The following is an 18,648-nucleotide window of genomic DNA, read 5'->3' on the forward strand; positions in this document are numbered from 1 at the left end:
AACCGAGATTTTATGCGAAAGAATGCATTTAGAAAGTATAGGGAGGTCCTATGGTGAAGATTACTTTTATAACTGTATCAACCCCTGGAATTAAATCCTTAATTGAAGCAGGGAAGGAGATAAACCGACAATATCCTAATATTCTTGATTTAAATCTTTATTACGGAAAAGAAGAGATGAATGATGAAAAATCCAAAAAAATGGCAGAAGATATTAAAAACAGCCATTTGGTTTTTGTAGATTTAATGGGAAGCCCTTCAAGTATAGCGAAAAGCGTATATATAGGTCTTGAAAGCTGCAATGGGAATATAGTTCCTTACGGAAGTTCCGCAAGAGAGTATATGCGTCTCGGAAGTTTTACTATGAAGGGCATGACAGACGGGAAAAACAAAAAGAAAATGAATATGGCTGCCATTGAAAAGATGAAGAGTACGGCGGAAACGCTCGGCAAAATAATGCCGGGCAAGATGAGGGATATGAAAAATTATTTTAGTATACTGAAATATTTTAAGGTAGCGGATAAGTCAAATATTCTCAATATGCTTTACCTCATGTTGAGGGATTATGGAAATATAAATGAAATACCGAGACTGCTGGAACCGAGGGAAGTAGAAGAAGTTGGTATATGTAATCCTGAGACTATGAGATTTTATAAAAATTATGAAGAGTATGAAAAGGACTTTCCCTTTGATATTAAAAAACCCACAGTAGCGATTCTTTTCTACGGCCATAAATATCCTGTAGATACATCGTCCTGTGTCGGAGAAATCAAAAAAAGAATTGAGAAATTTGCAAATGTCATTCCTATTGCAATTTCAGGAGCATTTACAAAGAATGAAAAGAAGATTAAAGATGTGATATTAAAATCCACCAAAACATCTGTGGATATAATACTGAACTTCATGTCCTTCAGGCTTGGAGCAGGTCCCATGGGCGGAGAACCTCAAGCAGGTATAGATCTGCTAAAAAAAGCAGATGTCCCGTATTTTCATCCTTATTTTATGTCAAGAAGAAGGATTAAGGAATGGGAAGAATCAATACAGGGCTGCAGCACATCAGAAATGATGATTTCCGTTATGCTGCCGGAATTAGACGGATGTATCGAAACATATCCTGTCGGGGCTATGACAGAGCCAAGATATGACATGGAATTTGATATTAGAACCGATGAACTTGTGATAATAGAAGAAAGAGTAGACAAATTGATATCCAGAATCAGGTCATATATCAATCTTAGAAAAAAAGAAAATAAAGATAAAAGGATAGCTATTATATGCTATAATTATCCTCCTGGAGAAAGTAATATATTCGGAGGAGCATTTTTAGATACATTTTCATCTGTTGAAAATATATTGAAAAATCTAAAAGATAAAGGTTATAAAGTAAATCCTCTCACTAAAGAAGAACTCATGGGGATATTTACTGCCGGGGGTATAGTTAATTCAGGGAAATACAGTGATAGTTGGGAAAAAATGATTAAATATCCGGATAAAAAATATAGAGAAGAATTAAAGAAAAGTTCTGATTATGAAGACATAATAAAGGAATGGGGACCGTCACCCGGCAGTATAATGGTCAACGATAATAATGAGTTTTTGATTCCCGGGATAATTGAAGGGAATATATTTATAGGATTGCAGCCCACGAGAGGAGTACATGAAGAAATTGAAAAAGTATATCATGATAAAACCTTGCCTCCCCATCATCAGTATTCGGGTTTCTATAAATGGATTAAAGACGAATTCAAAGCAGATGCAATCATTCATGTGGGAACCCACGGCACCTTGGAATTTTTAAAAGGAAAGGAATGCGGTATGAGCGGAAATTGTTATCCGGACAAGCTTCTATCGGATATTCCTCATATATATTTATATTATTGCGGTAATCCCTCTGAGTCGACCATTGCTAAAAGAAGATCCTATGCAAATATAATAAGTTATCAGCCGCCGGTATTTGTACAAGGGGAACTTTACGGAGAATTTGCGGGATTAATATCAATGATAGACAATTATCATCAGTCTTTATCATTAGCTCCCCAAAGCAGCGATGATATATTATCAAGTATATGGGAGCTGGCTGAAAAACTTAATATGCCGAAGAACCTCGATAATATAGAAGGAGAATTATACAGAATGAAGAAAAGCCTCATACCGAAGGGACTCCATATATTCGGGAAAGGGTATACCCCTGAAGAAGCGAGGGAATATGCAAAAGGTCTGCTGAGGTACAACAGAAACGGCATTTTAAGCATCAGGGAATTAATTACAAGAGCTAACGGATGTAGTTTAGATGCTCTCTTAGATAATGATCAGTATGAGACTATAAGAGAGATTGATGAAGAAGCAGAAAAAATTATTGATTATTATTTTGAAAATAGAAAGCTGAAAAAGTCAAAATATATAAATGAAAATAATAAAGATGAATTTATAAAATCCTTGGAATACGGGTGTACAATTATTGAATCATCTCAAAAAAATTATGAAATGGAAGGCTTGATGAGGGTATTGGAGGGAAAGTATAATCCTGCAAAGTTGGCGGGAGATATATACAGGCATCCTGAAATATTGCCTTCAGGATATAATCTGTATCAATTTGATCCCAGGCTTATACCCACTAAAATTGCATATAAGAGAGGGGAAAAGATATGTTTGAATACTCTCGATGCTTATAAAAAAGAAGAGAATTCCTATCCCTTATCTACTGCCGTGGTGCTGTGGGGGCTCGAAACTTCGAGGACCCAGGGAGAAACTTTTTCCCAGATTTTAGCCTATCTGGGGGTCAGGGTTTCGGAGAGCAGCAATGAATGGGATCCAAAATATGACATTATTCCCATTGAAGAACTGGAAAGGCCCAGAATAGATGTAACAATAAATATATGCGGTTTTTTCAGAGACATGTTTCCGAATTTGATAGTAAGCCTTAATGAGATATTTGAAAGGCTTTGGAAATCGGACGAAAGTGATGAGGAAAATTATTTCAAAAGGAATTCAAAAAGAATATACAAAAAGCTTCTTGATAAAGGCTATGATGAAGAGGAAGCAAAAGAACTGGCTATTTCCAGGGTATTCGGCCCTAAGGAAGGAAGCTACGGTACGGGAATAACCAAGATAATAGAAACAAAAAATTGGGAAAAAGAAGAACAGTTGGGGAAAGCTTATATAGACAGTCTGCAACATGTGTATAACGGAAAGGTTCATGGTAAAAGAGTAGAAGGGCTTTATGAAGAAAACCTGAAAACCGTAGAGATTATTTCTCAAATAAGAAGCAATCATGAATATGAAATTACGGATTTGGATCATTATTACGAATACTTCGGAGGATTATCGAAATCAGTGGAAATGGTAAAGGGGCAAAAAGCCAAAATGTATATAACCGATACGACAGGGGACAGGGTTCTCAGCGAAAGTGTGGAGAAATCCATAGAAAGAGGAATAAGGACAAGGGTATTAAACCCAAAATGGATTGACGGAATGCTCGAGCACAAATATCACGGCGTTCAGAAAATTGCCGACAGATTTGAAAATGTTTTAGGCCTTGCGGCAACTACAAATAGTGTGGAAGAGTGGATTTATGAGGATATGTATGATTCCTATGTGGATAATGAAGAACTTAGGAAAAGGCTTATTGAGAATAATCCCTTCGCTTATATGGATATACTTGAGCAGATGACGGAGTATTACAACAGAGGATATTGGAAGGCGGATAAAGAAAAGATAGACAAGATTAAAGAGCTCTATTTGGAACTTGAGGGCAATATTGAAGAGAATTTATAAAGAAAGGATGCAAATATATATGGAAAACAACGGGTTGATATATCCTTTTTCTGCTATAGTGGGACAAGAAGATATGAAGAAGGCTTTGATATTAAATATTATAAATCCTCGTTTAAATGGGGTTCTGATAAGAGGGGAGAAAGGAACAGCAAAATCTACGGCAGTAAGAGCACTGGCGGATATTCTTCCTGAGAGGGAACAAATAGCAGACTGTATTTTTTCCTGTGACCCTAATGATGATAGCTTTTGGTGCGAAAACTGCAGGGCTAATTTCAACAAAGAAACCGGAAAAATCAAAAAAGGGAAAATGAGAGTGATTAACCTCCCCGTCAGTGCCACGGAAGACAGGGTTGTGGGGACATTGGATATAGAGCAGGCAATAAAAAAAGGAGAGAAAAGATTTGAACCGGGAATCTTGGCGGAAGCCAACAGAAATATTTTATATGTAGATGAGGTAAATCTTTTGGATGACCATGTGGTTGATGTACTGTTAGACGCAGCAGCTATGGGGGTTAACTCCATTGAAAGAGAAGGAATCTCCTATACTCACCCCTCAAGATTTGTCCTGATAGGAACCATGAATCCTGAAGAAGGGGATTTGCGGCCTCAGCTCATAGACAGGTTTGGACTTGTGGTGGATGTACGGGGTGAAAGAGATGTTGATTCACGGGTTGAAGTAATTAAACGAAGACTTAGTTTCGAGGCAGATCCCAAAAAATTCGTAAAAGAATATGAAAATGAACAGAAAGAATTGGCCGGTCGGATGGAAAATGCGAAGAAAATATTAAATGATGTGGTTTATTCGGAAGGATGCTTAAGTGTTGCAGCAGAAATTGCCATAGCCATGAAAGTAGACGGTCATAGGGCGGATATAACTTTTATGAAGGCAGCAGTAACCAATACTGCTTACAGAGGAGATACAAAGGTAGATAAAGAAGATCTTTTTATAGCCGCAAAGCTGTCCCTTCCCCATAGAATGAGAAAAAAACCATTCGAGGAGGGAGTCATTGATTTTGACAGAATCAATGATATTATTGAAAAATCGGTGTTGTAAACGGAAAGGAATGAGGTTTAACTATGTTTAGCAATTGTTTTCCTTTTTCGGCGGTATTGGGTCAGGATAGGATTAAAAGGGCTTTGATACTGAATATAATTAATCCGAACATAGGCGGGGTTCTTATAAGCGGAGAAAAGGGGACAGCTAAGTCTACATTGGTAAGAGGATTTTCAAATATAATTGATTCTATGGATGTAGTGGAGCTGCCTTTAAATATTACCGAAGATAGGCTTGTGGGAAGTATAGACATAAAAAAGGCCGTAAATGATGGGCAAAAAACATTTGAAAAGGGAATTCTATATAAAGCCCATAATCAGATATTGTATGTTGACGAAATAAACTTATTAAGCGAGCATATCGTAAATATACTTTTAGAAGTTTTATCCACCGGAATTAATGTAGTAGAACGGGAGGGAATATCATATAGCCATCCTTCAAAATTTATATTGGTAGGTTCCATGAACCCAGAAGAAGGTCTTTTAAGACCTCAGTTGTTGGACAAGTTCGGTTTGTATGTGGAAGCTAAAGGAGAAACAAATGTAGAGAATAGAACAGAAATTATTAGAAGGCGGTTGGAATATGAAAAGAACCCTAAGAAATTTTGTTTAAAATGGGAAAAGAAAGATATAAAGATAAAAGAAATAATTGATATGGGCAAAGAAATAATAAAGAGGATTAAAGTAGAGGATGAGGATTACGGATTTGCAGTGGGCCTGGCAAAGCAGGGGAATTGTTTGGGACACAGGGCAGATATAATATTAATTGAAACCGCCAAAGCTATAGCGGCTTTTAATCAAAGAAATAGAATAATGGAAGATGATATTAAAGAAGCAGCATCTTATGTACTGCCTCATAGAATAAGAGAATTGACACCTCTTGAAGAGTCAGAAACATCTATGGATGATAATAGAATGGAAAGAAACAATACCGAAAATTCTCCGAGGGAGGATAGCGATACAGTTCAGAAACCTTTACCTGAAGAAGAAAATATGACTTCAGATACTAAAAAAGAAGGAATAAAAGAAAGTATAGAGGACATTGTAGGCGGAAAGCAAAAGATAAATATTAATATGGACTTCGGAAAAAAATTCAGCAATAAAGGTTCGGGAAAGAGAGCCAAAGTAAAGACGGATAGCAGTAAAGGAAGATATGTAAAGTACAAGATGCCTAAGGGAAAAGTAAAGGATATAGCTTTTGATGCCACTCTTAGGGTAGCGGCCTGTAATCAGAGAAACAGGGATAAAAAGGGGATGGCTATATGCATAAAGTCTCAGGATATACGAGAAAAGGTCAGAGAGAAACATACAGGGGCAACGATTTTATTTACGGTAGATGCAAGCGGCTCTATGGGAGCAAAGAGAAGGATGGGAGCTGTAAAGGGAGCGGTGCTTTCATTATTAAAAGATGCGTATCAGAAGAGGGACAATATTGGCGTTATTGCCTTCAGAAAAGATAAGGCAGAAGTACTATTGAATATTACAAGAAGTGTGGACTTAGCCGAAAAATGCCTCAAAAAATTGCCTACGGGAGGGAAAACACCCTTAGCCGCAGGGCTTTACAGCGCATATCAGGTTCTTAAAGCAGATAAGATAAAAAATCCCGATTCTTTGCAATATCTTATTATAGTTTCCGACGGGAAGGCAAATGTTCCTCTGAAATCGGAAAATGCTTTGGAAGATGCCTTTATCATGGGAGAAAAAATAAGGAATGAAGGCATTAAAACTATGGTAATCGATACGGAAAGAAACTATATTGAATATGGGTTTGCAAAGGAATTAGCAAAAAAGATGGACAGCGAATATATAAAAATCAGTCAAATATCAAAGACGGATATTAATGCAAGTATAAAAAGTTTGCTTGATATAAATAGATAAAAAGGAGGAAAATGGTATGAAAAAAAGTATATTATTATTGATAGTTGTATTAGCAATGGGTATAATGTCAGGCTGCGGGAATAAAAATGAGAATGAGCAGAGTAATGTACCTGCAGATAATACCCCAAAGGAATCAAAGTTTGAGGAGAAAGACGGTCTTTTAGTGTACTTGGACTTGAAAAACAGTCCTTTTGAAGAATCAGGCCTAAATATATCGATTAAAAAGGGTGAAGACGGTTATGCCGATTTTGTAAAGACCGATTTAAAGGGAAATGAAACTAAAGATTATTACAAATTTGATTATTCAACAAATACTGTAGAAAAATATTATTATGTTTCCGCAATGGGAACGGCATATTACTACTATTATGATTTAGAAAAAGATGAGCTATCAAAAGTGGAAGACGGGGACCATAATGATGTTACCGAAAAAATGAAGAGTTCGGGCAGATGGGACTCTGCCGCAGAAAAAGCAGCAGAAGAGATAAAATCTCTTCAGGATTATTTCAAGGAAAAATACGGTTCGACAATAGAAGAAGCTGTTTTACAATAACATGGGCAGCACAAGGGGACGGTTTGAGATCACTGAAAAACGATGTAATAATATGTAAGATAGTTAGAATCAATTAAATATGAAAAGCAAAATCCTCCTTAATTTAGTATAATGGAATTGATAAGAAACCATACCAAAAAGGAGGATTTACTATGCTTAAAGACAAAAATAATCAGTTAAGCATCTACTCAATATTATATAATAAAATACCTCAAAATCATATACTAAAATTAATAAATAATTCCATAGATTTAAGTTTTATAACAAAATTACTTGAACTACGGATAAGTATTATGGAAGGAAGATCGGCCAAAAATTCTGAGCTTATCATAAAACTGCTGGTTTTAATCTACATTCTTTAAAACGAAAAGCATGGCTGGGCACCGGCAGTTTTCAACCGCTAATGCGACAGCCTCTTATTATGGTTTCTAACTTCTTAATTTTATTCATCTAACTTCCAATTATCTCTCGTAATAGCCATTAAGTAAAAGTCTCTGTAATCACCTTGTACAAATTCATACTTCTTTAATATTGCCTCCTGCTGAAATCCGATTTTTTCACCAATCTTTTTCATCCCTATATTGTCAACTCTGGTTTTATATTGAATTCTCATAATGTTTTGAGTCTTAAAAAGATAATTCACAAAAAGTCTTAAAGATTCTGTACCAATTCCTTTTCCTCTTGCCGATTTTTCTGCAATGAGTAAACCAATTTCAAGGGTTGTACTACTGCCCAAAACTCTTATAAAATTGATTTCGCCTAATGGCTTGCCTTCTTTATCTTCAATGATTGCATAAAACCTGGAAGGATTCCCTATACTTTTATTGAATAATTCGAAAAACTGTTCTTTATACACCATTTGCATATCCATAAATTCTCCGAGATGTGTTTGGTCCTGTAACCACAAATAAAAACAATCAAGATCCTCTTTTTCTAATGGCCTTATTCTTATATTAGTTCCTTTTAACATAATTAAGCCTCCGTCTTATTTATTAATTTTTTGTTGATACTGAGATAACAGGTCTGTGCATTACTTACCATATTATACTATGTAGTACTGAAGTCATCAATTAATTTTTGATTAAATCTTCAATTCGGCAATCTATACTTTGCGTAAATGGGTCTCAAAAAAGGTTTCCTTAGTTTATTAGTATTTTAATAGAAATTTTTTTATATATAAGTTTACTTAAATTTAATATTTTATTAAAAATATCTTTATATTCATAGTGTATAATCAAAAAATAAAAGGAGGTGAATTAATGAAAGAGTTAAATTTATGCATTGATATTGATGGGACTGTTACTGAAGCATATGATTGGATTCCTATAGTAAATCGATATTTCAATACTACAATCACTCCTAATGATGTAACTGTATATGATATATATAAAATTTTAGGAGTAGATAAAGCTGATTATGATTTATTTTATGATTTATATGGGGAAGCATTACATTTGGAATGCAGAATCAGAAAAGGTGCAAAAAATGTTATAGATAGCTTATACCAAAAACACAATATTCACTTTGTCAGTGCCAGAGAAAAAAGAATGAAATATGTAACTCATATATGGTTTGACCACTATAAAATACCAATGGATTCATTGACATTATTGGGAAGCCATAACAAAGTTAGTACTGCAAAGGCTTTAAACTGTGATATATTTATAGAAGACAGATATGAAAATGCAATTCAACTTGCTCAATCCGGATTTGAAGTGCTCCTTGTGGACTGTAACTATAACAAAGGACCTTTGCTCCATAATATTACCCGTGTATCAGACTGGTTTGAAATAAGAAATATAATAGAAAATAAAAATTATGAATTTAAAAACAGCATAGCTCTATAAAATCCGGAACAACACAAAGGTTGTTCCATACATAATAGTGGTATGAGCAAAGCCCTCCTTAATTTGGTATAATATGATTAATATAAAACCATACAAAGGAGGATTTATAATTTTTAAAAATAATAATAAGTTAATCATCTGTTTAATATTGTCCGATAAAATATCACAAAATCATATAAATGAAGCTATTATTTTTTTTATGTAAATATTACAGTAAATTTACTGAAAATTCTGAACTTATGGCAAAATTGAAGATTGTTAAAAAGAGGTGAAACTAAGACTGTGGAATTAATTTTAGAATATAATTTTATCAATAATTAGGGTAGAAAGAGTCCGCGGATATGATAGAATAAAATAAGAATTTCAAAAGTTGCTTTAAAAAACATAATATAAGGGAAATCAAAATTTAACGGAAGATGGTAGGGGGAATAGTTACGACTAAGATTGATTTATATTGTTGGTCTGATCAGTGTCCGCATAATAGTTTAGCAAGAAATTTGTTATATAAACTGATGTGTAAGGGAAAATACGATATTAGTTTCTATGATGTTTCAAAAGAATACGATATAGCTAAAAGAATGAATATGTATTCTCCGACATTGGTTGTATTTGATAATAAAATTAGGTGGAACGGGCCTATTTCTTTAAGTACAATTCAATCTATAGCTGAAGGTAATATCCCAGAAAATAAGCCTTATAAGGTTGATTTAGGTAAACATATAATAAAAGGAAATGTTGAGATGCTTACAGAAAAAAATATTTTTGACACATGTATTTGCTGTGCTCCATCTCAAAAAACAAGTTGCTGTTATAGTAAGGCTGAATGGATTAAGCAGATAAGAAAAGAGTTCAACTTGCCATATTTAGGAGTGCTGCATTATTACAATAATAAATGTGTAGGCGGGGCAGAATTTGTACCGTCATTGGCTGTTCCATACCCGATAATTAAAGGCAAAGATATTGCATTTTTAACTTGTTCTTATCTTTCGGGAGAAGAGCATGATTTTAGAAGTTATCCATTAAAAAAATTGGAAGAAAAGTTATCATCTTTAAACTATAAATCGTTAGTTGCAATAGTGTCGGAATATGTTGTTTTTCCCAATGGAACTCTTAACTGGTTCAAAGAAAAGGGCTATATTGACTTAGGTGAAGTTTATTATGAAGAAAGAGATTTTGCAAGGATGCATTTAATAAAGAAAGATTTATATTAGGGCTTAGAAAAACTCAGCAAGTTAGCATTATTGACCTCAAGAAATATCAGGCATTAATTTAACAAAATATTTCAGACAGTGGATTTACGGTACGGAATCTTCGAAGTTTTTATATGAAAGAGTTGAGGTATCAGATATTGTTAATAATTATAAAATACATACCGATAGAGTCAGGAAAAATTGACATATATTGATGAAAGGGTGATATTTATGGATATAATATTAAAAAGAAGAACAAGGGATCATGTTATTACTTTTTGGGAGAAAACCCAAGACGAAGAAATAAGAAGATTGTTTCCATTTAGTATTGAATCTTTAGAAAAAGCATTGATATTGTTTAAAGAGTCTTTGAGAGAAGATGCTCTGAGCTACGGCAAAGTAATTTATTTTAAAGGAAAATATATCGGAGATATCTGGTGTTATAACATAGATGAAAGCGATGAGAAATCAGCTATGATAAGTGTTGTCATCTTTGAAAAAGAACTCTGGGGCAAAGGCATAGCAACAGAAGCTGCAAACACTTTTTTAAAAGAAATATTTGATAAGTTTGACATAGAAAAAATTGGAGCATTTACATATTCTAATAATTATGGTTCAATAGGTTTGTTAAAGAAAGTCGGATTTTCTGAAATTGAAACATTTGTTGAAGACGGTATTGAATCAAAATATTTTGAAATACAAGGGATAGATTAGAAAGATACCGAAAAATGAAATAATATTTTATGGAGAAAGGAGCCATCGGTGAAGTGAAAAACAACAAAAAAAAGTATTTACTCATGATACTATGTATTATAACAGTCTTTATACTATCTTCATGTAGTAAGGATATTGGACAAAAGGAGAGCATAGATGATAGTCCTATAGATAATACTACGGAGAGTAAAAACACAAAAAGTGCTTCTTATAAAAAAATAGAAGATTATCTATGGAAAGAAGCAAAAGATACATTTTCACCCTACTATGAATTAATCTCCTATGAAATTACGGATTACAAAGAAGATGCTAAAGATGATACGGTGGAAGGGGTATTAAATTATAAAATTATATATAAGAATTATGATAAAGATCCTGATACTGTAGGTTATATTAAGGAAGCCAAAGAAAAGAATGATCCCAATTATAAAACATACTATGATGAATATTTGCAACAAAAGGAAATGAATATGGAAATAAAAGCTGTTATAGATAAAGAAGGCAATATAACACTTTATGGAGATAATGACCCTACTGAAAAGAGAGAATGGACAGAGCTTAAAATGTCAGATTTTATAATAGGCAATAAATAAAATTTGGTGCCGGTATTCAGACTCCTGCTGTGAATGCTATATATCCCCAGCTTGTTCTCCAAGAATATCTATCACAGCAACAAAAAAATATCAGTTAACGACTAAATTCAGAGAGCCTTTTTATTGGGTCTCTCTACTGGAGGTATCGTATGAAAAGTAAAGACGTTTTACTTGTATTAACGGATTTATGGGCAGATTGGGAAGCAGCTTATGCAATTGCGGAAATTAATTCTTCCGAAAAATATACTGTTAAAACAATTGCAATTGATAATAAACCTAAGCAATCTATTGGTGGAATTAAGGCAGAAGTGGATCTTTTAATTGGAGAATATTTTGATTTTTCACATTGTGCCCTTATCATCCTTCCGGGAGGACTGAGATGGAAAGAAAATGATTATCATCAGATTATAGATTTTGTAAAAAGCGGTTATGAAATGAATGTTCCCATTGCCGCTATATGTGGTGCTACTCAATTTTTAGCTAAAAACGGTTTTTTAGATGAAGTATATCATACAGGTGATACCTTTGATTATTTCAAGGTACTTGAGGGATACAAAGGACATGATAAGTTTCAAACCAAACAGGTTGTTATGGATAACAATATTATTACAGCTAATGAAACAGCAGCGGTTGAATTTGCTGCCCAGATATTTTCACTTCTTAAGATTGACAATAATTCTGAAATTGATAAATGGAAAAATTATTACCAATGCGGTCTATTTTAAAATAGTTTAAGCCGAAAGAAACATAAGACCAAGAGAATGGCTGAAAAAGGATAAGTCAAATACCGATATTCAAAGAGGTGTTTCATCTGTTACCGATAAAACACCTCTTTGGTTTATTTTATTTTTATCAGCATTTTGGATACCACCCTATTGTTTTGTAAGGAATTGTAAATTCAACAATGCCGGTAGAATAAGGAGCAATATCATATTGTTGATAGTAGATAACCAATCCTTGAGGGGTAAGATAAAAATTTTGCTGATTAAAATTTTTTAATATTAAATTTTTATAGTCATCAAAATATATGCCCGGATTCTGTTTCATGTTATATTCTGCCTGTTTTATTATTTCTTCGGTAAGCAGACGTTCATAATCTGTACCTCGTTTGAAGAAAGTATAAAGAGGTATATTCGTGCCGCTGGATAGCTCCCATGTATCCGAGCTTCTCACCGTACTTCCATGGGCACCTCCCGTGAACTCATACTTGTCAATATATACACTTAAAAAACAATTCTCATTATAAGCTATGTTATATTTCATATAAGCTTCGTAAGGATGAAATGGAAAACCGTCAGTCTGTGAGTCAATATAAGTTTTAATGGCCTGTTCATGCAAATAATCGGTATATTTTACATATCCGTTGACATTCATAGTTATTTGATTGTTGATAAGATGCTCTGAATATGAATTATGTTCTATGCTTACTTTCGGATATTTGATATTAAGTGTCATCACTTTAACATCGTCATGTTTAAATGTTTTATTAATTTCTTTCATTGTAATGTTTGCTTTATAAGAGTTTTTACTCATTTATATCCCTCCAATTTTATATATAATATGTTCAATATATAAGAAAGGCTACTAAACACAAGGGGAGATGGTTTAAAGAGACGATATTTTGATAGCAAAATAGATACTATAGAATGATTTTATAAATTTGAATGAAAATTAAATGTAATTATGATAGGATAGTAAGAAAGAGAGAAAAAGAAAAATTTATATTTAGTGAGGGTTAAAGTTTATGGAATGTATAGAATGTTACAGCGAGAACAGTCGCATCACACCTTTACTGGAAGCAAGAAAGTGTTTGGAAAATCACAAACAATATATCTTTTAGGTGTAATTGTTGTTGACTTTTCAAAGGTAGAAGAAGACATGATAACAGTAAAAGTTCCGGAAGCCGAATATGCCGTTTTTACGACGACTCCCGTTGATACTACAAAGGATAAAGAACAAAAGGAGTTTGCGGAAATTATTGCAGGCACATGGAAATATATTTTTGAAGATTGGTTTAAAGAAAGTGGATATATTTATAATAGATAATAAAACGTCGAATATATTTTCCAATCTTAAAAATATAGTATATACCTTTAGTTTTTCCCAAGGAAGATATGTATAAATTAGGCTGTAATATGAAAAGAAGTCTATTTTGGATTTAAAATTAAAATCTTATAAAATTTATAAAAAATATATTGACTGGTCTGTAAATTATATGGTATTTTTACAATATAGTTAGTTTCATCTAACCTTTTAAATAGAAAAATTCTTGTAGAGATATCATAATTAAATAATATGTTGCACAATTATATACACAGGTTAGTTTAAACTAACTTATTATTCGATTTCAGATAATAACAATATCAAGAAGAAAAGGGGATATGTCATGAAACAGAAAAACAATGTAACTGCAAAACCCAAAACAGGTATGCCAAGGCTGCTTGAGCTGGCAGCTACGAAAAAGTCACTGATGATTTCCTCGGTAATTTTTTCTGCACTGGCCGCTGTGGTTTCGTTTATCCCGTACATTGCCATTTACTATATTGTACGGGAGATCATGGGAACTTATCCAGACTTCGGAGAGCTTGACATGCAGAGGGTTATCGGTTTTGGATGGATGGCCTTCAGAGGAATCATTCTCAATATTCTCTTATATTTTGCTGCATTGATGTGTTCACATTTAGCTGCCTTTGGTACGCTGTATGAGCTAAAAGTAAATTTTGCGTCCCATCTTGCCAAAGTACCCTTAGGGTTTCACGTACTTGTAGGCAGCGGTAAGCTGCGTAAAATTATGGATGAGAATATTGAAAAGATTGAGGGGTTTATTGCCCACCAGCTTCCGGATATTGTAGCATCTTTTGTGGCGCCGGCGGTGATGATTGTTATTTTACTTTCCGTAGACTGGCATTTTGGATTGTCGGTCATATTAGGTGTTGTCATTGCCTTTGTAATTGAAATGAAAGCATATGGCAACGAAGGAGCTAAGGCTATGATGGAAAAATATCAGGATTCGATGGAAGATATGAACAACGCTGCGGTGGAATATATTCGAGGTATTACTGTGGTTAAAGCTTTCAGACAGACAGTGTATTCCTTTCGCAGGATGCATAGCGCTATTAAGGAATACACCAATATGGTCATTCCCTATACGTTGAGCTGGGAAAATTACATGTCAGCCTTTACTACTATCGTCAACAATATTTATCTATTTCTAATACCCGTTGGTATCTTAATCGGAATTCATACAACAGATTATGTGCTTTTTGCCAGTAAGTTTATTTTTTATCTGATATTTGTACCATCTATTGCTACGGTGATGTTGAAGATCATGTATGTTTCAAGCAACGGAATGCAGATAATGGGGGGCGTAGAACGTATGGACAAAATTTTAAGCGAACCGCATCTACCACAGCCGATAAATCCTAAAACAATCGATCAATATGAAATTGTTTTTGAAAATGTGTTTTTTTCATATACAGGACAGGAAGCCGCAGCCTTGTCCGATGTCTCATTTCGGGCAGAAGAAAATCAAATTACGGCTATTGTCGGTCCGTCAGGTGGAGGAAAAAGTACCGTTGCACATCTTATCCCTCGCTTTTTTGACGTATTAGGAGGAAGCATTAAAATCGGAGGGGTGGATATAAAGGACATGAAGAGTGAATACCTGATGGAGAAAGTCAGCTTTGTATTTCAGGATGTATTCCTTTTTAAACAAAGTATACTTGATAATATTCGAATTGGGAATCAAAATGCTACGGATGAACAGGTAGTGGCTGCTGCCAGGGCGGCTCAATGTCACGAGTTCATTGAAAAATTGCCTGACAAGTATCATACTGTTATAGGTACAAGAGGAGTGCATCTTTCAGGAGGAGAACAACAGCGTATTGCCATTGCAAGAGCTATAGTGAAGGATGCACCCATTGTCGTACTGGACGAGGCCACTGCATTTTCTGATCCCGAGAACGAATATCTGATTCAACGGGCTTTTGAAAAACTGATGCAGGGCAAGACGGTAATCATGATAGCCCATCGATTGTCAACAATACGCAGTGCCAATAAAATAATAGTAATGGATAAGGGCCGACTTATTGAACAGGGAAGCCATGACGAACTCATTGCAATAGAGGGCAAGTATTTTCACATGTGGAATATGTATACCCAATCACTTAATTGGAAAATAAACAAAAGGGGGGATAGGGTTCATGCATAAACTTAAGGACTTTTTAATGCTGACAGATAAAGGATACTCGGATTTAAAGAGGGCGATTACTGCCTGCACCATTACAAATCTTGCATTAATGCTGCCTTTTGCCGTAACTATTCAGATTTTTACCGAGCTGTTAAAGCCTCTTATGGGGCAGGAAATTTCCTGGACACGGATGTGGTTTTTTTTAGGGTGCGGTATCGTTGCCGGAATTTTAGTGTTTATCGCCAACAAAAATGACTATAAAAAAACATATGTGACATCATACTTAGAAGCCGAAAATTCAAGAATCAGTGTTGCGGAACGTATACGGAAATTGCCCATGAATTTTTTTAATTCTAAAGATCTCACGGAACTTACCACAAACATCATGGCCGACTGTTCTACCACCGAACATGTATTGAGCCATATTATACCTCAATTGTGTGCTAATGCAGTTTCCATTACGCTTATTTGCGCCATGCTTGCTATTTTTGATTGGAGAATGGCACTTGCCGTTTTTTGTACCGTTCCTATATCCTTTTTTATCATTTTAGGCAGTAAAAAAATTCAGAACATGTTAAGTGAAAAGCATGTGGAAGCAAAGCTGAAGGCCTCCGGTCAGGTGCAGGAATATTTGGAAGGAATTAAGGTCATTAAAGCCTGCGGATTGGATGGCTCCAAATTTTCGGCATTGGATAACGCACTGCGTCTGATGAAAAAAATGGCTATTAAAATGGAATTTGGTACAGGGATATTTGTCACCGGGGCTCAGATGATTCTGCAGGCCGGAGTAGGACTTACTGTTTTTGTAGGTGTTCACTTATTGACGAATGGGGAAATTGAATTGATTCCCCTGCTGATGTTTTTTGTTATCGTCGTCCGAATTTACGGTCCGGTTATCGTTGAGCTTACTCTTCTTCCGGAGCTTTTTTATCATCGTGCCGCCACAAAACGTATGCGCGCATTGATGACTACTCCTATAATGGAAGGGGATACGGAAAAGCAGATTACGAGATGGAATATTGATTTCGAAAATGTGTCTTTCAGCTACAATACCAGAAATCCTCGGGAAGATGCGGTAATCAAAAATCTGACGGTGTCCATTCCATCCGATGCTATTACAGCGTTAGTAGGACCTTCAGGTTGCGGAAAAAGTACTATTTCAAGGCTGATTGCACGGTTTTGGGATGTCAATCAAGGATGTGTTAAAATCGGCGGTGTCGATGTGAAAACTCTCGATCCCGAACATTTGATGAGTTATATGTCCTTCGTATTTCAGGATGTTATTCTTTTTAATGATACGGTTTATAACAACATCCGTATCGGAAATATGGATGCGACGGAAGAACAGGTTATGGCTGCTGCACGGGCAGCACGCTGTGATGAATTTGTAAATGAATTGCCGGACGGTTATCAGACTATGCTCGGCGAGAATGGCAGTACTCTTTCCGGAGGTGAACGGCAACGAATTTCAATTGCCCGTGCACTTCTGAAAAATGCACCTATTATTCTTTTGGATGAAGCTACGGCGTCTCTTGATCCGGAAAATGAGGTATTGATTCAGCAGGCTATCTCTAAGGTGATTGAAGGGAAGACAGTGATTGTCATTGCCCATAGGTTAAGAACCATTGCTGGTGCCGATAAAATTATTGTATTAGACGAGGGTATGCTGGTGGAAGAAGGTAACCATGATACTTTGATGAAAAACAAAGGTTTGTATGAAAAAATGTATCGTATTCAGCAGGAAAGCTTGGGCTGGAGTGTATAGGTTATAAAAAAAGTAAGGTCCGTAATGGATCCAGTTTGTAATATATCTATTATCTATATGGATCCATTACGGACCATATAAAATATTGGAGATATATTATTTTCATCAAAGAAGCATCAAATCAATCAGATTAAACACTATCTCTGATTATCTTTATAGGGTACTCATTAAAGAGCCGCCTAAAAGATTTACCGGATGCTTTTTACGAACCTTACATAGCTTATAATCTCCAAAATAAGAAATTATATTCATAAAATTTTTTGATTATAATCATAAAAAAATCATATTTTTTCGATGTATACTTGATTTAAATGGGTTTTAATGAAAAATTCCTTAATATACTAAAACAGGGAATTTTTTAATTCCTATAAAAATCGAATGTATTTAATATTATTTGGCAACAGTTTTTTATTTATTTTTTCTTATAATACTTAAATTTAATCTTTTTTTATTTTGCTGAAATCCCAACCTTGTGTTTTTCTTAAATTTTTCTTTCTTTCACTTTGAATGTTTGCATACTGCAAATAGGCAACTGCCGAGAGAATATAGCAAATGATTGTGCTTTTGGGTATTTTAGCTGAAATTCTGTCTAAATCCATTTGGTAGGTTTTCTCTTCCTCTTTTGTCAAATTGAAGCCTTCCGGGTTGTTTAAGGCATTTATAATATCTATGCCTCTTTTTCCTTCAAGAACATAGGTCGCCGACAATATTATACTAATAACAAGCAGAACAATGAATATTATATTCTTATAAGATTTCGCACTTCCCTTATAACTTATAAAAAAATTTTTTAATATAAAAATAAAATTGAATAGGACTAATATAAAGTTTAACGGAACTAATATTTTAAGCTTAGTCACTATATCCCCTCCCTTTTACATAAAAAATATATAAATATACTTCTATATATTTTTAATATTTCCTCTTTAATTTATTGCTTTATTTACCAGAATAAAAGGGAACGTTCCAAAATAGTTCTGAAATTAGGGATTATATTACATTAAAAAATATTGTTTTTATATTAACGCCATTTTTTGTTAAAATATTAAGTGGAGATGTCCAAATACATAAGAATATGAAGGAGGTATAAAAG

The 18,648-nt window shown here is 34.3% G+C and carries 17 protein-coding genes; 13 read left to right on the top strand and 4 right to left on the bottom strand.

Annotation, left to right across the window (positions count from 1 at the left end):
• The first annotated feature begins 53 nt into the window (after positions 1 to 53).
• The 5 genes from bchH (at position 54) to EQM13_RS05210 (ending at position 7,619) form a co-directional block, all read left to right on the top strand.
• Complete coding sequence (gene bchH / locus EQM13_RS05190; RefSeq protein WP_071140052.1) at positions 54 to 3,773, top strand: magnesium chelatase subunit H; 3,720 nt, start codon at positions 54 to 56, stop codon at positions 3,771 to 3,773.
• A gap of 19 nt (positions 3,774 to 3,792) precedes the next feature.
• Positions 3,793 to 4,827, top strand: coding sequence for an ATP-binding protein (locus tag EQM13_RS05195; protein WP_128752137.1), 1,035 nt, complete (start codon positions 3,793 to 3,795; stop codon positions 4,825 to 4,827).
• 23 nt (positions 4,828 to 4,850) lie between these two features.
• Positions 4,851 to 6,704: a magnesium chelatase subunit D family protein gene (locus EQM13_RS05200; RefSeq protein WP_128752138.1), complete on the top strand. Its 1,854-nt coding sequence runs from the start codon at positions 4,851 to 4,853 to the stop codon at positions 6,702 to 6,704.
• Between the two features lie 16 nt (positions 6,705 to 6,720).
• Positions 6,721 to 7,257 carry a hypothetical protein gene (locus EQM13_RS05205; RefSeq protein ID WP_071140054.1) on the top strand — a complete coding sequence of 179 codons (537 nt, stop codon included), beginning with the start codon at positions 6,721 to 6,723 and terminating at the stop codon, positions 7,255 to 7,257.
• A gap of 152 nt (positions 7,258 to 7,409) precedes the next feature.
• Complete coding sequence (locus EQM13_RS05210; protein ID WP_071140055.1) at positions 7,410 to 7,619, top strand: hypothetical protein; 210 nt, start codon at positions 7,410 to 7,412, stop codon at positions 7,617 to 7,619.
• 80 nt (positions 7,620 to 7,699) lie between these two features.
• Here EQM13_RS05210 and EQM13_RS05215 read toward each other — a convergent pair whose 3' ends face one another.
• Positions 7,700 to 8,227 (bottom strand): GNAT family N-acetyltransferase, encoded by a 528-nt coding sequence (locus EQM13_RS05215; RefSeq protein WP_071140056.1) that lies wholly within the window; start codon positions 8,225 to 8,227, stop codon positions 7,700 to 7,702.
• Positions 8,228 to 8,516: 289 nt separating this feature from the next.
• Here EQM13_RS05215 and EQM13_RS05220 point away from each other — a divergent pair, with 289 nt between their 5' ends.
• From EQM13_RS05220 to EQM13_RS05240, 5 genes are all read left to right on the top strand, one after another.
• Positions 8,517 to 9,104: a 5' nucleotidase, NT5C type gene (locus tag EQM13_RS05220; protein WP_071140057.1), complete on the top strand. Its 588-nt coding sequence runs from the start codon at positions 8,517 to 8,519 to the stop codon at positions 9,102 to 9,104.
• Positions 9,105 to 9,616: 512 nt separating this feature from the next.
• The gene (locus EQM13_RS05225) at positions 9,617 to 10,315 is read left to right on the top strand and encodes a hypothetical protein (RefSeq protein ID WP_161567176.1); all 699 of its coding nucleotides are present in this window, start codon (positions 9,617 to 9,619) and stop codon (positions 10,313 to 10,315) included.
• Positions 10,316 to 10,525: 210 nt separating this feature from the next.
• Positions 10,526 to 11,008 (top strand): GNAT family N-acetyltransferase, encoded by a 483-nt coding sequence (locus EQM13_RS05230; RefSeq protein WP_071140059.1) that lies wholly within the window; start codon positions 10,526 to 10,528, stop codon positions 11,006 to 11,008.
• Positions 11,009 to 11,037: 29 nt separating this feature from the next.
• Complete coding sequence (locus EQM13_RS05235) at positions 11,038 to 11,601, top strand: hypothetical protein (RefSeq protein WP_071140060.1); 564 nt, start codon at positions 11,038 to 11,040, stop codon at positions 11,599 to 11,601.
• Between the two features lie 149 nt (positions 11,602 to 11,750).
• Positions 11,751 to 12,326 carry a DJ-1/PfpI family protein gene (locus tag EQM13_RS05240; RefSeq protein WP_071140061.1) on the top strand — a complete coding sequence of 192 codons (576 nt, stop codon included), beginning with the start codon at positions 11,751 to 11,753 and terminating at the stop codon, positions 12,324 to 12,326.
• A 127-nt stretch (positions 12,327 to 12,453) separates the two neighbouring features.
• Here the strand turns inward: EQM13_RS05240 and EQM13_RS05245 are convergent, their stop codons facing one another.
• Positions 12,454 to 13,134, bottom strand: coding sequence for a DUF3298 and DUF4163 domain-containing protein (locus EQM13_RS05245; RefSeq protein ID WP_083381875.1), 681 nt, complete (start codon positions 13,132 to 13,134; stop codon positions 12,454 to 12,456).
• Between the two features lie 195 nt (positions 13,135 to 13,329).
• Here EQM13_RS05245 and EQM13_RS05250 point away from each other — a divergent pair, with 195 nt between their 5' ends.
• Positions 13,330 to 13,647 (top strand): GyrI-like domain-containing protein, encoded by a 318-nt coding sequence (locus EQM13_RS05250; protein ID WP_206172831.1) that lies wholly within the window; start codon positions 13,330 to 13,332, stop codon positions 13,645 to 13,647.
• A 291-nt stretch (positions 13,648 to 13,938) separates the two neighbouring features.
• Here the strand turns inward: EQM13_RS05250 and EQM13_RS18695 are convergent, their stop codons facing one another.
• Complete coding sequence (locus EQM13_RS18695) at positions 13,939 to 14,136, bottom strand: hypothetical protein (RefSeq protein ID WP_240663044.1); 198 nt, start codon at positions 14,134 to 14,136, stop codon at positions 13,939 to 13,941.
• Here EQM13_RS18695 and EQM13_RS05255 point away from each other — a divergent pair.
• The gene (locus EQM13_RS05255; protein WP_454665258.1) at positions 14,072 to 15,811 is read left to right on the top strand and encodes an ABC transporter ATP-binding protein; all 1,740 of its coding nucleotides are present in this window, start codon (positions 14,072 to 14,074) and stop codon (positions 15,809 to 15,811) included. The two genes, EQM13_RS18695 and EQM13_RS05255, sit on opposite strands and share 65 nt — an antisense overlap.
• On the top strand, positions 15,804 to 17,555 hold the full coding sequence (locus EQM13_RS05260) for an ABC transporter ATP-binding protein (RefSeq protein WP_071140064.1): 1,752 nt from the start codon (positions 15,804 to 15,806) through the stop codon (positions 17,553 to 17,555). The genes EQM13_RS05255 and EQM13_RS05260 overlap by 8 nt, the downstream gene beginning before the upstream one ends.
• A 437-nt stretch (positions 17,556 to 17,992) precedes the next feature.
• On the opposite strand, the gene EQM13_RS05265 is transcribed toward EQM13_RS05260, so the two are convergent.
• Positions 17,993 to 18,415, bottom strand: a complete 423-nt coding sequence (locus EQM13_RS05265) for a hypothetical protein (protein WP_071140065.1) — start codon at positions 18,413 to 18,415, stop codon at positions 17,993 to 17,995.
• Between the last annotated feature and the right edge of the window lie 233 nt (positions 18,416 to 18,648).

The sequence above is a fragment of the Acidilutibacter cellobiosedens genome (assembly GCF_004103715.1).
In the GTDB taxonomy this organism is placed as follows: Bacteria; Bacillota; Clostridia; order Tissierellales; family Acidilutibacteraceae; genus Acidilutibacter; species Acidilutibacter cellobiosedens.

Coding starts and splice junctions, on each gene's coding strand:
- EQM13_RS05195 (WP_128752137.1), top strand. CDS start 3,793: ATGGAAAACAACGGGTTGATATATCCTTTTTCTGCTATAGTGGGACAA.
- EQM13_RS05200 (WP_128752138.1), top strand. CDS start 4,851: ATGTTTAGCAATTGTTTTCCTTTTTCGGCGGTATTGGGTCAGGATAGG.
- EQM13_RS05205 (WP_071140054.1), top strand. CDS start 6,721: ATGAAAAAAAGTATATTATTATTGATAGTTGTATTAGCAATGGGTATA.
- EQM13_RS05210 (WP_071140055.1), top strand. CDS start 7,410: ATGCTTAAAGACAAAAATAATCAGTTAAGCATCTACTCAATATTATAT.
- EQM13_RS05215 (WP_071140056.1), bottom strand. CDS start 8,227: ATGTTAAAAGGAACTAATATAAGAATAAGGCCATTAGAAAAAGAGGAT.
- EQM13_RS05220 (WP_071140057.1), top strand. CDS start 8,517: ATGAAAGAGTTAAATTTATGCATTGATATTGATGGGACTGTTACTGAA.
- EQM13_RS05225 (WP_161567176.1), top strand. CDS start 9,617: ATGTGTAAGGGAAAATACGATATTAGTTTCTATGATGTTTCAAAAGAA.
- EQM13_RS05230 (WP_071140059.1), top strand. CDS start 10,526: ATGGATATAATATTAAAAAGAAGAACAAGGGATCATGTTATTACTTTT.
- EQM13_RS05235 (WP_071140060.1), top strand. CDS start 11,038: ATGGAGAAAGGAGCCATCGGTGAAGTGAAAAACAACAAAAAAAAGTAT.
- EQM13_RS05240 (WP_071140061.1), top strand. CDS start 11,751: ATGAAAAGTAAAGACGTTTTACTTGTATTAACGGATTTATGGGCAGAT.
- EQM13_RS05245 (WP_083381875.1), bottom strand. CDS start 13,134: ATGAGTAAAAACTCTTATAAAGCAAACATTACAATGAAAGAAATTAAT.
- EQM13_RS05255 (WP_454665258.1), top strand. CDS start 14,072: ATGATTTCCTCGGTAATTTTTTCTGCACTGGCCGCTGTGGTTTCGTTT.
- EQM13_RS18695 (WP_240663044.1), bottom strand. CDS start 14,136: ATGGCAATGTACGGGATAAACGAAACCACAGCGGCCAGTGCAGAAAAA.
- EQM13_RS05260 (WP_071140064.1), top strand. CDS start 15,804: ATGCATAAACTTAAGGACTTTTTAATGCTGACAGATAAAGGATACTCG.